This is a genomic window from Paenibacillus naphthalenovorans (assembly GCF_900099895.1).
GTDB classification, from domain to species: Bacteria; Bacillota; Bacilli; order Paenibacillales; family NBRC-103111; genus Paenibacillus_G; species Paenibacillus_G naphthalenovorans.
In genome coordinates, this window is record NZ_FNDY01000006.1 from 19947 (window position 1) to 35031 (window position 15085).

At 49.5% G+C, this 15085-nt stretch carries 11 protein-coding genes; 10 read left to right on the plus strand and 1 reads right to left on the minus strand.

Annotated features, from left to right (window positions below; genetic code table 11):
- Positions 1 to 21: 21 nt before the first annotated feature.
- The 7 genes from BLT35_RS07920 (at position 22) to BLT35_RS07950 (ending at position 7339) form a co-directional block, all read left to right on the plus strand.
- The gene (locus BLT35_RS07920) at positions 22 to 1080 is read left to right on the plus strand and encodes an ABC transporter substrate-binding protein (protein WP_074727479.1); all 1059 of its coding nucleotides are present in this window, start codon (positions 22 to 24) and stop codon (positions 1078 to 1080) included.
- Positions 1081 to 1345: 265 nt separating this feature from the next.
- Entirely contained in the window at positions 1346 to 2137 is a 792-nt protein-coding gene (locus BLT35_RS07925) for an IclR family transcriptional regulator (protein WP_074727480.1), read from the plus strand.
- Between the two features lie 190 nt (positions 2138 to 2327).
- The gene (locus BLT35_RS07930; RefSeq protein ID WP_074727481.1) at positions 2328 to 4730 is read left to right on the plus strand and encodes a xanthine dehydrogenase family protein molybdopterin-binding subunit; all 2403 of its coding nucleotides are present in this window, start codon (positions 2328 to 2330) and stop codon (positions 4728 to 4730) included.
- Entirely contained in the window at positions 4717 to 5523 is an 807-nt protein-coding gene (locus BLT35_RS07935) for an N-acyl homoserine lactonase family protein (RefSeq protein WP_074727482.1), read from the plus strand. Before BLT35_RS07930 ends, BLT35_RS07935 begins: the two co-directional genes overlap by 14 nt.
- Before the next feature lie 67 nt (positions 5524 to 5590).
- Positions 5591 to 6529 (plus strand): FAD binding domain-containing protein, encoded by a 939-nt coding sequence (locus tag BLT35_RS07940; RefSeq protein ID WP_074727483.1) that lies wholly within the window; start codon positions 5591 to 5593, stop codon positions 6527 to 6529.
- A complete protein-coding gene (locus BLT35_RS07945; protein WP_062409149.1) occupies positions 6530 to 7030 on the plus strand; it encodes a (2Fe-2S)-binding protein in 501 nt (166 codons plus the stop codon).
- Positions 7031 to 7120: 90 nt separating this feature from the next.
- A complete protein-coding gene (locus BLT35_RS07950; protein WP_074727484.1) occupies positions 7121 to 7339 on the plus strand; it encodes a tautomerase family protein in 219 nt (72 codons plus the stop codon).
- Positions 7340 to 7491: 152 nt separating this feature from the next.
- On the opposite strand, the gene BLT35_RS07955 is transcribed toward BLT35_RS07950, so the two are convergent.
- Positions 7492 to 8658 (minus strand): iron-containing alcohol dehydrogenase, encoded by a 1167-nt coding sequence (locus BLT35_RS07955; protein ID WP_074727485.1) that lies wholly within the window; start codon positions 8656 to 8658, stop codon positions 7492 to 7494.
- 387 nt (positions 8659 to 9045) lie between these two features.
- On the opposite strand from BLT35_RS07955, the gene BLT35_RS07960 reads away from it, so the two are divergent.
- The 3 genes from BLT35_RS07960 (at position 9046) to BLT35_RS07970 (ending at position 14982) form a co-directional block, all read left to right on the plus strand.
- A complete protein-coding gene (locus tag BLT35_RS07960; RefSeq protein WP_074727486.1) occupies positions 9046 to 10398 on the plus strand; it encodes an MmgE/PrpD family protein in 1353 nt (450 codons plus the stop codon).
- 124 nt (positions 10399 to 10522) lie between these two features.
- The gene (locus tag BLT35_RS07965) at positions 10523 to 12667 is read left to right on the plus strand and encodes a hydantoinase/oxoprolinase family protein (protein ID WP_074727487.1); all 2145 of its coding nucleotides are present in this window, start codon (positions 10523 to 10525) and stop codon (positions 12665 to 12667) included.
- Positions 12668 to 12669: 2 nt separating this feature from the next.
- Positions 12670 to 14982 carry a hydantoinase B/oxoprolinase family protein gene (locus BLT35_RS07970; protein WP_074727488.1) on the plus strand — a complete coding sequence of 771 codons (2313 nt, stop codon included), beginning with the start codon at positions 12670 to 12672 and terminating at the stop codon, positions 14980 to 14982.
- Positions 14983 to 15085 lie beyond the last annotated feature (103 nt).

Below are 15085 nucleotides of genomic sequence, written 5' to 3' on the forward strand. Positions count from 1 at the left end.
GCAAAGGGGGCGTACAAAAAAATGAAGGCGATAAAATGGTTCGCTTGGATTGGCTCGGTATTTGTCTTGATCATGGCGTTATCCGCATGCGGCAGCAGTCCATCGAACGTAAACGGGGGGACAGCGAAAGAGTCCGGCAATCCTTCCAGTGGAGCGGAGCAAAACGCTGCGGAAACAAAGAAGCTTACCAAAATCGTATATGTGCAGTTAAAACCGGATTTAACGGATATTCATACTGATTTTGCCAAGGAGAACGGAATATATGAAAAGCATGGCATCGACCTGGATGTGATCCACTTTGACGCGGGAGGACCGGAAGCCTTGGCCGGAGTCGCCGGCGGGGATATCGATATGGGAAACTTCGGAACCCCGATCTTGACCGGCATTTCCCGCGGTGTCCCGATTAAGGTGGTGGCATCTCCAGCGATCAGGGAAAATCCGTTTGTGTTGGTCGGCGGAAGGAAGGTGGAAAAGGTTGAAGATGTGAAAGGCAAAGTGTTGGGAACAGGGGCGCTGGGCGGCGGAAACCACCAAGCCGCAAAAAATATTTTAAAAGAGTACGGAGTCCCGGAAACGGAAACCGATTTACGGCCTGCAGGCGGAGTCGACGCATATCTTTTGTTGGAGCAAGGTGTCGTTGACGCGGTTGTGGCGACGGAGCCGGCCGTCTCCAGAATTGAAAAGGACGGCATCGGAAAAACCATCGTGAAGGCCGCCGACATCGAGGTTTACAAAAACTATCAGCACAGCTTTGTGTTTGCCAGCGACGAATTAATCAAAACCAATCCCGATGCGGTTCGAGCGGTATTGGCGGGTCACAAAGAAGCGATTGAATATGCGAAGGAGCACGTTGAAGAGTTGATTGCGTACGCGTCCGAAAAGCTGGGCTATGAAGAAGATTTGGTTCGCGATTATTATCAAAAGATAATCCCCACCTGGATCGTGGACGGCAATGTCAATGTAGAAGGGACGCTAAATGCTTTCGAAATTTTAAAAGATCTGAATGAGCTGGACAAAAACTTCGATACCGCTCAGGAAAATTGGCTGAATCTGAGTTTTTTACCGGGCAGCGGCAAGTAACGCAATAGGCGATCTCGCTCATGTTGGAATATCATCGTAATGGACAAGAACACAGACTTGACCTGTGCATTTGAGTTGCATATTGTATGCATTCATGCCAGGCAAGTCTTTTTTTGTCTAAGTAATTTGTGGCATATATTCATATTCCGCTTGCGTATAATAGGCTGTGAATGGAATAACGTTCCATTTACACCCAAGTGAAAAATCGGCATTCATACCCGGCAGCTGGCAGCAATCCTCATGAAGAAAGGAGTGAATCGTCATTTTGGAAGGGACTGAGCATCAACAGGTCAACTCTACCGTGGAGCGCGCCTTAATCCTCTTGGAATTGGTATCCGAGAAGGGCGAAGGAGTAGCTCTTGCGGAATTAGTGAAGGAGGTCGATTTACCCAAGACTACGATCTATAGGCTTTTGGAAACTTTAAAAAGCCGGAATTACGTTCAATTCGATCCGAGTACGGACAAATATTCGATTGGTTTGAAGACGCTGGAGATCGGAGTATTCGGACTGCATAAAATGCAAATCGTAGAAGTCGCCTCCCGTCATTTGCGTGAATTGTCGGAGATTACCGGGGAAACTTCTTTTTTTGCGGCCTATCATAGCGGTGAAACCGTCTACCTTTATAAAATTGAGGGTTCAAGATCAATTAGTATAAGGGCTGAGTTAGGCATGAGGAGACCTGTTCACTGCACCGCCGTAGGAAAAGCCATACTGTCCACTTATTCAAGAGAAGAAGTGGACCGGATTATTCAAGAAAAAGGGATGGCCCGATATACGCCAAATACCATTGTGGATCTTGAACAGCTGCATGAGGAGCTAAGAAACATACGCAAAGCCGGCTATGCAATGGACCGTGAAGAAATCGAAGCGGGCCTAACCTGTTATGCGGTTCCCATCTACAATTACACCGGACGATCGGTAGGAACGATTAGTCTGGGCGGTCCTTCTTTCCGCATGGTGGAAAATAAGAACGAATTAACCCGCGAGCTAATGGAAGCCGGATTGCGCATTTCCCGGAGACTGGGGTTTGTTCCAAGGATCGGTTCCATACTCTAAATGCAGCGTAACGTAACTTCATCCGTTAGACTGCATGATGGATTCCCCGGAAATCATCCTGAAAGACTAACGGAACTGTCTTTTATTACAGAATGAAACCGTTTACATCGGACTGCATCTTGTTTCATATTTGCCGGCGGGTCATCAGGATCAGGAATTTCAATGCAAGTTCTGAGGAGGCGATGTTGTCATGACAGAAACGAAAACCGGATTGGGAGTCAGTTATAAGCGGAAAGAGGACCCGAGATTGTTAACCGGTTATGGCCGTTTCACGGATGACATTGAATTGAAAGGGATGCTTCACCTGGCGATCTTGAGAAGCCCTCATGCTCATGCTTATATTCGAAACATTGATACAAGCCAAGCGCAAAAATTACCGGGTGTGGTTGCCGTTCTGACGGGTGAGGAGTCGCTGAAATATACAGGGAGATTGGCAACGACGATTGATATATTCAATAAAGTTCCGGAGGTATATCCGATTGCGCACCGGAAGGTCCGCTTTGTCGGTGAGGCCGTTGCTGTAGTTGCGGCGGTTGACCGGTATATTGCGGAAGATGCGGTTGATTTGATCCAAGTGGATTACGAGCCTCTTCCCGCGGTTGTGACGATCGAAGACGCCTTGAAACCTGCTGCCCTTCTTTATGAGGAGTGGGGCGATAATATCCAACAAGATTGGAAAAGTACCATCGGCGACATTGAGGAAGCCTTTAAGAACTCGGCATACGTATTTGAAGAGACCATCACCCACAGTCGCTATACCGGGACCCCGATTGAATCACGCGTTTGTATAGCGGATTATAACCCGGGTTCCCGGAAATTAACCGTCACCTGTTCGACGCAAGCTCCGCATCAGGTACGTACACTGATCGCCCAAACGTTAAAGATGCCTGAACACCATATTCGAGTCATTGCACCTGATGTGGGGGCGGGATATGGGACCAAATTACAGGCCGATGCCGAAATCATCGTTTGTATTATGGCGCGCAAGTTGGGCAAGCCGGTGAAATGGACCGAAGACCGGGTGGAAAATATGTTGTCCGGCATGCAATCGCGCGACTATTCCTGCACAATAAAGATCGGTCTTGACCAGGATTATCGGATCACGGGTCTTCAAGCCAAATTGCTTGCAAACATAGGTATGGACGGAACTTGCCACGGCCCGGGTACACCGGCCCTGCTGGTAGCCGGATCGTATTTTCCCGGAGCCTATAAAATTCCTGTTTATGATGTTGAAGTGCTTGGGGTTGTCTCCAACAAAGGGCCTTATGGCGCCCATCGCGGCTACGGTAAGGATATCGCAAGCTACCCTGTGGAACGCATGATGGATATGGTGGCCCAGTGTCTAAAGATTTCTCCAATAGAATTACGCAACCGCAATTTTATTACGAAGGATGAATACCCGTACCGGAATATTGCCGGCCCGATTTATGACAGCGGTGATTTTGATCAATTAATGCGTCTTGCCCTGGAGAAGGCCGGCTACGATCGTTTGAAAGAGCGGCAAAAAGAATTGCGCAAGCAGGGCAAATATATAGGAATCGGTATTTCAGCCATGCTTGAGCCTTCAGGGGCTGCGGTATTTAACGGGATCTTTAACGGTTTCCAGGCGGCTACGGTCCGCATGACCCCGGAGGGAGGTTTTCAAATCCTGACGAGTCATCAAAATATAGGGCAGGGCGTTGAAACTACATTGCCGCAAATCGTATCCGACATTATGAAAGTAGACATTGATCATATTACGTTCTTGTACGGAGACACCGATGTAACACCTTATGGATTGGGACCTTTCTCATCCCGCGGAGCAACGTTCACCGTATCGGCTGTACATGAAGCGGCTAAGCTGCTGCGGGATAAATTAATCAAAATTGCCGGACATCTTCTCCGGATAGATCCGAGCGAGCTTGAAATGGATAACGGTTTCATAAGAAAAAGAGGAAGCAGCGCTCAAGAGGAATCCATCCGTCTCAAGGATCTTGGAAATAAAATTCATCTGTGGCCTGGGCCATACGGCACGATTCCCGAGGGATTGGATGTGAATTTGGAATGCACCTACACATGGACCAGTCCGTCGGTCACATGGGAACCAGACGAGAACGGCCGGGTCAATCTGTATACGACCCATCCGACAGGAGTGTTTATTGCCGTAGTAGAGGTGGATGTTCAGACGGGGCAAATTAAAATCGAAAAATTTGTAGTTTCCCATGACTGCGGAACCATTATTAATCCCATGATCATCAACGGACAAATTGCCGGCGGTATTGCTCACGGAATCGGCGGCGCCCTAATGGAGGATTTGGCGTATGATTCAAGCGGTTCATTAGTCAATCTTGATTTCCAAACCTATTTGTGTCCAACCGCGATGGAAGTACCGGTTATCGAATCCCATCATATTCAATGTCCTTCTCCTTTTACTCCGCTAGGTACCAAGGGAATGGGGGAAGGCGGGGCCATCCCGTCGCCTGCCGCCGTCGCCAATGCGGTCGAGGATGCCTTGGAGCCATTCGGTGTAAGGGTGAAAAACCTGCCGCTTTCGCCGGAGAAGGTATTGCAATGGATTAAACGAGGTGAGAGAAACGCTTATGCCAAATCCTGACTGGAAAATCTACCCTTTGCTTGTCGGAGAAGCCGATGTGCCGCAAGTTCTGGACGCGTTCTGGTCGCTGTCCCGTGAAAAGTCGCTTGTAAGCGTTCCAATTACGGCATGGCTGCTGGTACCTCAGCACGGAGGCGAACCCATTCTCGTCGATACCGGTTTTCGTGACGCGGAACGTTGTGTGCAGCTGCAAGGTCTGGGTCCGCATCGATCCAAGCCTGAATGGACGCTGAAGGCGCAGCTGTCCAAGTACGGCTACAGTTTGGAGGATATCCCAACGGTCATTTTCACGCACCTCCACTACGATCACGCGGGGGGATGCGGGCTGCTGCCTCGCGCCAAATTCATTATTCAGCGGACGGAATTGCAGGCGGCGGCAGCTCCCATGGTTTCCCGCGAGCTCGATTTCGGCGGCGGCGCTCTTTTCTATGATCGTAAAGACATTGCGGAATTAATTGATCCGTTATGGTCCAGAGTACACTTGATTGATGGGGATGAAGAAATTGCTCCAGGCGTCAAATGCGTTTTATTCTCGAATACGCACACCCCGGGAAGTCAAGCCGTCTACGTCCGGACTTCTGCGGGTAACGCCGTGATTTTGGGTGATATCGCCCGAAAAGTGGAGCTAAATGTCAACAAGGGGATCCCGCCGGGCCTGTTTTACGATTTGGAGGCCGCGTACCGCGCGATGAAGAAGATCAAGAGGGGTGCCGATTTTGTTCTTCCTTCCCATGACTATGAGGAGCTTAGGAAGTATTCGGAGGGACTCCCTTTTGGAGAAAAGCAAGCATGAGGAAGAATCGGCAAAGCCAGCTAGCCAATTTCTGGATTATTTATCCGGGAAGGACAGGTGAATCAGGATGAAACCCGCTCCATTTGAATATGTGGTTGCCCACAGTGTAACTGAAGCCATTCATGCCTTACAAAAATACGGAGCAGATTCCCGCATTATTGCCGGAGGTCAAAGCCTTCTTCAAGAAATGAATATGCGTCAAACCAGACCCTCCTATATTGTAGATATCAATGGCATTACCGATTTGGACTATGTTCGGCTAACCTCGGACAGTTTGGCCATTGGAGCGTTGACCCGCCATCGTACGATTGAACGTTCGGACCTGGTAGAGTCTCATTGCCCTATTTTACGGAAAGCGGCTGAGCATATAGCGCATTTTCAGATTCGCAATCGCGGGACAATCGGCGGAAGTCTGGTTCAAAATGCGCCGGGGGCTGAATTTGGAGTCGTTGCCCGTTTGCTTGACGCCGAGATGGTCATTGCAGGACCGCAAGGCGAGCGAACCGTCCCGGCAGCAGGCTTTTTTCAAAGCCATTTCACCACCGTACTCAATCCGAATGAAATGTTGACCGAAATCCGGTTTCCGCTGCTTTCAAAAACGACCGGCTATGCCTTCCTGGAAGTGACCCGGCGTCACGGCCATGTCCCTATCGTGTCTGCAGCTGCCACGCTTGACCTGGATGATAAGGGCACCATTATCGATGTGCGGGTAGCTCTGGGGAATGTGAGCGGCGAAGGCGTGCCTTACCGTGTCCGGGCGGTAGAGAAATGGCGCGGCTTAACGTTCGGTCATGAATGGGTTGAGCAGCTCCAAAAAGACATTCAAGCGGAAGTCAATCCGGATGAGGAAGCGGATAAACAGGCGGCATTTGTCAAGCAATTTTCCGATATCAAGGGCCGGAGAGTATCGGAGATTGCCAGTGCTGAATACAGGAAGGAAGCGGCGGCCGTTTTAAGCGGCAGAGCATTAAAGATGGCTTACGAACAATGGAAGGGAGTAAAGTAAATGGCTGAGGCGGTGGGCACACAAAAAATATCCGTGACGGTTAATGGAGTAAAGTACGAGCGGGAAGTAAATGTCCGCACGCTGCTGACCGATTTTATTCGCCGGGAATTGGGGCTGACAGGCACCCATGTAGGATGTGAACAAGGGGTTTGCGGCGCTTGCACGATATTGCTGGATGGCGACGCCGTCCGGTCCTGCCTGACTTTGGCCGTACAGGCAAACGGCCGGTCGGTGACTACGATCGAAGGGTTGGGCTCGCCTGAACAGCTTCATCCCATTCAAGAGGCCTTCCGGGAGAAGCACGGATTGCAGTGCGGGTTCTGTACACCCGGATTTATAATCACTGTCTCCGCCTATCTTGCCGAGAATCCTGACCCGTCGGAACACGAGATCCGTGAAGCGTTATCCGGCAATATATGCCGCTGCACCGGGTACCAAAACATCATCGAATCCGTCATCGAGGCAGCGCAAAAAATGAAAGCAATCGAACCGGCGACTTAAATTGATACCGGAAAGCTTGGGGCTTCCTGGGAAAGGTGCAAGTGGAAGCAGGCGGCGTAGTTGTACATTAGGGATCGGAGGAGATTTCACATGCCCTATATTGAACTGAAATTGGTGGAAGGCCGGGATTTGGAAACGAAAAGAAAGCTGGTTGCCGGAATCACGAAGGCTTGCTGCGAGGCCTTATCCGTCACGCCGGGTGATGTGCGGGTCGAATTGATCGAGCTTAAAGCAGACTTGTTCAGCATAGCTGGGGAATTGGTTTACGATACGAAGAGAAAAAACGATAGCGGAGGTAACGATCAATGAAGCTTGGCAGCAGCTATAACGGCATCGCTAAAGTTAAAGCCTCTACGCTGTAACGGAATATAGATTAAAGGAGCTGTCCTTCCAATCGGAAGGCAGCCCCTTAGATCAACCGAAGTTTTTGGATTGCCTTTTTGGTGTAGCCTATGAAGAAATTAGAACGTTACGTCTTCGCCTTTAAACGCGGCGATGTACAGTTTTTTCATTTCTTCTACAGACGTTTCACGCGGGTTCGTACCTGTGCATGGATCTTTCACGGCGTTTGCCGCCATGCTGTCCATATGCGCGTTGAAGAGTTCTTCGGACACACCATACTCTTTCAGCGTGCTGGGGATACCCATATTACGGTTCAACTCACGGACCCAAGCTACCAGCGCATCTACCAGCTCATCCGTCGATTGGCCGTTAAGACCGATCCGTTTGGCAATGGCCGCATAGCGGTCGGCGACAACCGTACGGTTAAACTGGATGACGTACGGCAAATAAATCGCATTGGCACAGCCGTGCGGAATATCGAAGATCGGGCCGCTTTTGTGGGAAAGGCTGTGAACATTACCCAGCACTGCGTTGGCGAAAGCCATACCGGCCATACCTTGGGCGATATGCATCGCTTCGCGCGATTGCGGATTGCCTTCGTACGAGTGAAGAAGATGCTGTTTCACCAACTCGACCGATTCAATCGCCAGCGCATCGGTTAGTAGAGTGCGGGGCTTGGCTACATATGATTCAATCCCGTGAGTCAGCGCGTCCATGCCGGTATAGGCCGTTATTTGTTTAGGCATAGATTCTACCATCGAAGGATCGATGATCGCCAGATCCGGTGTCAGCTCGAAATCGGCGAGGGGGTATTTGATACCCGTTTTCTCGTCAATGACGACCGACAGATTTGAAATTTCCGAGGCGCTGCCGCTTGTCGTCGGAATACCGATGAATTTGGCTTTGGTCCGCAATTTAGGCATGGTAAACGGACGGCTTGCCTCTTCGAAGGTAAGCTGCGGATGTTCATAGAATACCCACATGGCTTTCGCAGCATCCATCGGTGAGCCTCCGCCAATGCCGATCACCCAGTCCGGCTGTAACTCGTTGAGGGCTTTGACCCCTTCCATGACCATCGCGACGGTCGGTTCCGAGATTATCCCTTCGATGACCCGTGTTTCTATGCCGGCTTCCGCAAGCATGCTTTCAATTTGGGCGAGTTTGCCGCTCGCTTTGACTGAACCTCCTCCGATGACAAGCACGGCTCTTTTTCCCTCTAATGTTTTGAGGATTTCCAAAGCGCCATGCCCATAATATATATCACGTGGAATTGTAAATCGATTCATACTAAGTGTTCACTCCTTTTTCTGTCTTAGGTTGTATATGTGTCCGTCGGCCACAGGAGTTATATTAAACCCAAAGTTTTTAAAAAGGAAGTACGCACTTTAATGTTATGTAGTGACTTATAGCATACTATTGAAAGGAGGCTGATAATCATGGCGAGTGAGGTAAAAGACCGAATTAATAAAGGGAGATGAGTGGCAAGAAGGAATTAACGCTTGCAGTCACAGGCGGCAAGTGGAAGTTGATCGTACTTTTTTATACCGAAAAACTTTTTCAGCTCCCCAAACGAATTAACGTTGACTGTGGAAATGAAGCGGTGATATAATTCAGAACATACAGACTATTCCAACAACTAACGATTGATTTTTCATTTTGAAAGGAGAGGAGAAATGTCTCAAACCGTTAGTGAAACACTGGCTTCGTTCGTCCATCGTCTGCGTTTTGAGGAAATTCCGGTTGAAGTTGTGCAAAAAGCCAAAACCTGCCTTATCCACGGAATCGGTGTTGGTCTCGCTGGTTACGACACGGATTTCCCGCGAATTGCTGCGGAAATCGCCGGCGTGAACGGCAGAGGAGCACATGAAGCGACTTTATTGTACAACGGCTCCAAATGTACGGTTATGGAAGCCGCTTTTGCAAACGCTGTCATGCTTCACAGCCGCGTTCAGGAGGACACGCATAATACGGCACACTTGGGTACAATCGTCATTCCGGTTGTATTGGCGTTGGGAGAATCAAGGGGGGCCAGCGGAAAAGAAATCCTGACAGCGCTCATAGCGGGCTATGAAGTTGGAGGTGCCCTTAGCAGGCACTACACTTCCCAGTCCACGCCGCGAGGATTCAGGGCGAGCTCGGTGTATGGCATTTTGGGAGCGTCCGCCGCAGCGGCCAAGCTTCTTCATTTAACGGAAGAACAGACCGCCCATGCTTTAGGCTTTGCAGCAAGCTTTGCTTTCGGAACTTTGGAAGCGTTTGCGGCCGGAACTATGGAATGGAGGTTTGAGAACGGGCTGGCAGCCAAAAACGGAATATTATGCGCTTTATTAGCTCAAAGCGGCGCTGTTGCCACCAAATTGGCTTTCGAAGGAAATGCGGGCTTTTTACATGCTTTTGCCGGAAATCATAAAGATCCGTTAAAGTGTGTACAGCATTTGGGCAGTAGGTATGAAATCTTAAATGTGACCTTCAAGTTGTATCCGGTTTGTGCCTTCAATCAATCTCCTGTGATCAACGCTCTTGAGATGAAAAAGGAATTTGATATCCAGGTGGAACAGATTCAAAGCATCGTAATCGAAATGAACGATTATGAAGCCAATTATCCGGGAATGAGTTCCAAAGGTCCTTTTCAAAATATCAGTCAGACGTTGATGAGTGCCCCTTTTTGCGTCTCGTCCTCTTTGATGGATGGTGAAATGACGCTAGCAAACCTCAAAAGATTCGAGCATGAAACGTTAAATCAGTTAATCGGCAAAACGACCATAATCCCTGAAAAAAACATGAATCCTCTATGCAACAAAATCTCTGTAGAACTCAAAAACGGCCAAAAATTGGTCAGAGAAATGAATATTACACAGGACTATTATAATTTGGAGACCGAAAGAGATATTGAAATCATTCGCGATCTTAGAAATGAGATGCAGATTTCATCGGAACAATTGGAGCAGTTAATCCATGAGCTGCTTTCTCTCGAGAACAAGCCCAATCTTTCGGCCCTTATACCCAATACGACAGCAGCGGGCTAAAATATGTATGCCATTAAAATACCGTCTAGTCGGTTTTTTTGATGGCAATTCTTTAACGAATAAAAATACCATCTGGTCAGTATGTTATTACAAAATAACAACACTTGAAAGGATGAAGGTATGTATGGAGAGCTCGAAGCTTGACTTGATCTGTTCTGTCGACATTGGCGGAACATTTACGGATTCCGTACTTGTTGCAAGTGATGGGACGGTTGTTGAAGGAAAAGCCCTGACCACCTACCATGATAAATTCAACTCCGGTTTTTTTAACAGCATTGAATCCGCAGGCGAGAAGCTCGGTTTAAGCCCGGCGGAACTTTATCGAAATATCAGCATGATTTCACACGGCTCTACCGTGGCAACCAATACGGTAGTGGAGAATAATGGATCGCGCGTAGGATTGCTGACAACCTATGGTTTTGAGGATACCATCAACATGATGCGCGGATTGGGACGTGTAACGGGAGAGCCGTCGGAAAATATACTGAAGGTGACCGAGACGGTCAAGCCAAAACCTCTGGTACCCAAGGAGCTCATCATTGGGGTGACCGAGCGAATCGATTCGCAGGGCGAAGTGATTGTACCGCTAAATGAAAGTCATGTAAGGGAAGCCGCCCGTAAGTTATTGGAGCAAAACGTGGATGCCGTCGCGATTTCATTCCTTTGGTCGTTTAAAAATCCGGAACATGAACAGCGGGCCAAAGAAATAATTCACGAAATGGACGATTCCGTCTTCGTTACTTGTGGACATGAGGTGACAAAAACGTTAGGAGAATACGAACGGACGGTGGCGGCGGTCATCAATGCTTATGTCGGGCCGGTTACTTCCAGGTATTTGGAGGAAATCAGCGGCAGTCTTCAAACGAAAGGCGTTAAAGCTCCTTTGCTGATCATGCAGTGTCACGGGGGAATGATCCCGCTCGAACGAAGCAAGCAGCTGCCTGTTCAAACGATCGGTTCGGGTCCTGTCGGCGGTATCATGGGCTGCGTGAAGATCATGAAGGAATTAGATATTCATAATCTGATCGGCACCGATATGGGCGGCACCAGTTTTGATATCGGGATTATTCGGGACGGACAGCTGCTTTCCGCCGAAAAAACCGTTTTAGAGAAGTATCAATATAACGTGCCCAATGTTGAAATCATTTCTATTGGTGCCGGCGGCGGAAGCATCGCGTGGATTGATCCCTACAGCAAGGCCATGCGGGTAGGGCCGAAAAGCGCAAAAGCAAACCCTGGTCCCGCGTGCTACAGAATGGGCGGCACAGAACCTACTGTAACCGATGCGGACCTTCTGTTAGGGTATATTGATCCGGAAGCGGTGTTTGGATTCGGAAAGGGTCGCGGACTTAAACCAAGCGTGGAGTTGGCGGAAAAAGCCATGGGTAACATTGCCGAGCAGCTTGGCATTTCCACCATTGAGGCCGCATTGGGGACGGTGGAGATTGTCAATGCGAAAATGGCGAATCTGATCGAAAACGAGGTTATCGGAAGAGGCTTTGACCCACGGGATTTTGCAGTCGTCGCATACGGGGGAGCCGGTCCTATCCATGCTGCGGCTTATGCGCGTGATTTGGGAATCCAAATGATTATTGTTCCTGGTGAAACTTCCTCTGTTTGGTCGGCGTTTGGTATATCCACAAGCGATATCCGCTATGAACTTGAAGGAGAAGTTGGGCTTCTTTCGCCCTTTTCTCCGGAAAGTCTCGAAAAGCCATTCCTCGAACTGGAAAAGAAAGGAGCGGAGATTGTCGCAACGGAAGTCGGCGAAGATATACCCGTCCACTTTTCACGCTATGCGAAAATACGCTATCAATGGCAGCGGCATGAGTTGGAAATCAAGGTTCCGACAGGAAAATTGGATGAAGCCGTGCTGACGGATCTACTTACTGAATTTTCGCGTCAGTATGAGGAGCGGTACGGCTCGGCCGCACTTCTGCCCGAAGCAAGGATTGAAATTGTTTCTGTCCGCTGCGAACCGATGGTAGAAGTACGTAAGTTTGACAGAAAAGCGGATTTACATAGCAGCAAATCTCCAAGCGATCAAGCCAGGAAGCCCAGCCGGAAAGTATACTTTAGCCGTCATCGTCCGCCTGTGGATGCCGATATTTACAATGGGAGTTTACTGACAAGCGGGAATGTGGTGGCAGGACCGGCCGTCATTGATTTGCAAGGGACTTCTATCGTGGTGTACGAAAATCAAACCGTGACCAAAACGGATCATGGCGACTACATGATTCGGATCAATTCCAATTCGGAGGAGGAATAGCCATGAAATCACTGCAGGAGCAGGAGCGGCATCGTAATTTTTGGGACGGCGTCCAGCGGGCGTACATCCCGATCGACCCCTTGCAAGTCCCCCCTTCAGTAAGCCTTCACAACGAATATGATGAAGAGATTGATCCGATTACGTATGAAGTGGTTCGTCATAATCTTTGGAATGTCAATTTGGAACAAGGCAAGATTGTGGAAAATTTGGCGGTATCTCCGATCACTTTGGAAACTAGGGACTTCCAAACCGCCATTTTTACCGAGGATGCAGAAATTCTTTTTTTCGGCCCTTATCTTCAATATTTCGGTGGTATGCTGGATATCATGATCAAGTATGTCATAGAGAAACGGGGGGAAGAACCGGGCATTCATGACGGGGATGTGTTTTTGCAAAACGATCCATGGGTCGGCACAGCGCATCAACCGGATGTAGGTATATTTGCTCCTGTATTCTGGGAAGGTCAGATCTTCTGCTGGGTTGCCAACTGCCTGCACCAAAATGACGTGGGAGGAACGACTCCGGGAAGTTTTTGTCCGAACGCTCAAGACATTTACTTTGACCCGCCGGTATTTCCGCCAGTCAGAATTGTGAAAGAAGGCAAGCTGGATACTGAAATTGAAGCGGCCTTCAGACGGCAATCCCGCACTCCGGCAAATGTAGCATTGGACTTGCGGGCAGCAATCGCCGCCTGCCATGCGTCACGTGCAAGAATCCTGGGTCTGATTAAAAAGTATGGACCCAAGACAGTGAAGGGCGTCATGAAAAAGGTGCTGAATACAAGTGAAAAGGCGCTGCTCGATCGTCTTTCGACCATACCGGATGGAACGTGGAGAGAGCGTGCCTATCAGGAAGTGGCGGTTACAGGGGATCGCGGTGTGTACCGGATCGAACTGTCGATTTCGAAGAAAGGTAACACATTGACCGTTAAAAATGAAGGAACCGACGGGCAAGCGGGTGCGATTAATCTGCCGTTTGCCGCCTGGCGAGGTGCCATTCTCTCGGCTTTCAACGTGATTTTATTGGCCGACCAAATGGGGGCCGGCGGCGGAGGAGCGGCCCGACACTGCGAGTTTATACCTACCACCGGCACAATGACTTGTCCTGACTATGGAGTCGCGGTAAGCCCGGCGGGCATTTACGCAACGGAGCTTGGGATAGCGATGGCGAACTCGGTTGTAACCAAAATGCTGCTGTCGTCCAGCGATCCGGAGCTTCATAAACTGGCTTTGAGTACCACAAACGGCCAATGGCAAATCCAAATACATGCAGGAACAAACCAGCGCGGAGAGTATTATGTCGGACCGATGCTGGATACGATGATCGGCAGCAGTGGAGCCACTCCATACCGTGACGGTTCATTCGCGGACGGACAATGGTGGATTCCTGAAGGCCAAGGGCCCAATGTTGAAGGCTATGAACGCGATTGGCCGATTTTATATCTCTACCGCAAGGAACATCAGGATTCGGCCGGAGCAGGAAAATTTCGCGGTGGCAATGGCGGTATCCTCGCTTATATGCCGCACAAAGGCCAGGTCGGTCTGGGCGTGTACACTGCCGAAGGCATTCCCAAAACCTCCGGCATTTTGGGAGGATCTCCGGGGACTCGCGGTGAGACGGTATTAATAAAATCGTCAAACATTAAGGAAATTCTTCAATCGGGCCGTCTCATCGACAAGGTGGATGAACTCACTGGCGAGCGGCCTTCGTTAACGGGAAAAGGACCTGCTCTGGCACTCGGCGACTCGGATGTTCTGGAATGGAACTGGGGCTCTTGCGCCGGTTATGGTGACCCTTTACTTCGCGATCCTGAGCGTGTGCGGCAGGATGTGCTGGCTGGTACTACATCCATCTCTTTTGCCGAAACGGTATATGGCGTTATTTTCACCGAGGACATAACGGTCGATGAGATAAGCACGGAGCGGCGTCGGCTGCAAAACCGGAAGAAGCGCCTTGAAGACGCCGGAGCTCCAGTCTCCGCCCATTTGGAGTTCAAGCTTCAGGAATTTCATGTTCCACAAGGCATGTTGACATTAGGCGATAACTTTTGGTTCAACAAAAAAAATGGCGCCACGGAAATTTGCTGCTCCCATTGCGGGGAAGTGCTCGCAGCCGGCGATCAGAATTACAAGTCCCGTGTCCCGGTTCGCAAAAGCGATGTGGGAAAGATTGGTCTAAAAAGCGTCGATGTAAAGCGCTTCGTCGATGCGCAAGTTTGGTATCATGAATACTTCTGCCCGACCTGTGCCACGCTTCTCTCAACAGAAGTCGTTCGAGAGGGAGATGAACCTCTACACGAATTTTTACTAAGTTAGTGTGCCTGATTCCGTCTTCCCGGCAGGGGGATACTTGCCGGGAAGGATATAGTTGCAAGCAGATCAATCGACATGCCATCCGAACGATATTGATTGTGTGCAG

What these genes read in the sequence shown, in the direction of transcription:
- BLT35_RS07920 (WP_074727479.1), top strand. Translation starts at nt 22, where the DNA reads ATGAAGGCGATAAAATGGTTCGCTTGGATTGGCTCGGTATTTGTCTTG.
- BLT35_RS07930 (WP_074727481.1), top strand. Translation starts at nt 2,328, where the DNA reads ATGACAGAAACGAAAACCGGATTGGGAGTCAGTTATAAGCGGAAAGAG.
- BLT35_RS07935 (WP_074727482.1), top strand. Translation starts at nt 4,717, where the DNA reads ATGCCAAATCCTGACTGGAAAATCTACCCTTTGCTTGTCGGAGAAGCC.
- BLT35_RS07940 (WP_074727483.1), top strand. Translation starts at nt 5,591, where the DNA reads ATGAAACCCGCTCCATTTGAATATGTGGTTGCCCACAGTGTAACTGAA.
- BLT35_RS07945 (WP_062409149.1), top strand. Translation starts at nt 6,530, where the DNA reads ATGGCTGAGGCGGTGGGCACACAAAAAATATCCGTGACGGTTAATGGA.
- BLT35_RS07950 (WP_074727484.1), top strand. Translation starts at nt 7,121, where the DNA reads ATGCCCTATATTGAACTGAAATTGGTGGAAGGCCGGGATTTGGAAACG.
- BLT35_RS07955 (WP_074727485.1), bottom strand. Translation starts at nt 8,658, where the DNA reads ATGAATCGATTTACAATTCCACGTGATATATATTATGGGCATGGCGCT.
- BLT35_RS07960 (WP_074727486.1), top strand. Translation starts at nt 9,046, where the DNA reads ATGTCTCAAACCGTTAGTGAAACACTGGCTTCGTTCGTCCATCGTCTG.
- BLT35_RS07965 (WP_074727487.1), top strand. Translation starts at nt 10,523, where the DNA reads ATGGAGAGCTCGAAGCTTGACTTGATCTGTTCTGTCGACATTGGCGGA.
- BLT35_RS07970 (WP_074727488.1), top strand. Translation starts at nt 12,670, where the DNA reads ATGAAATCACTGCAGGAGCAGGAGCGGCATCGTAATTTTTGGGACGGC.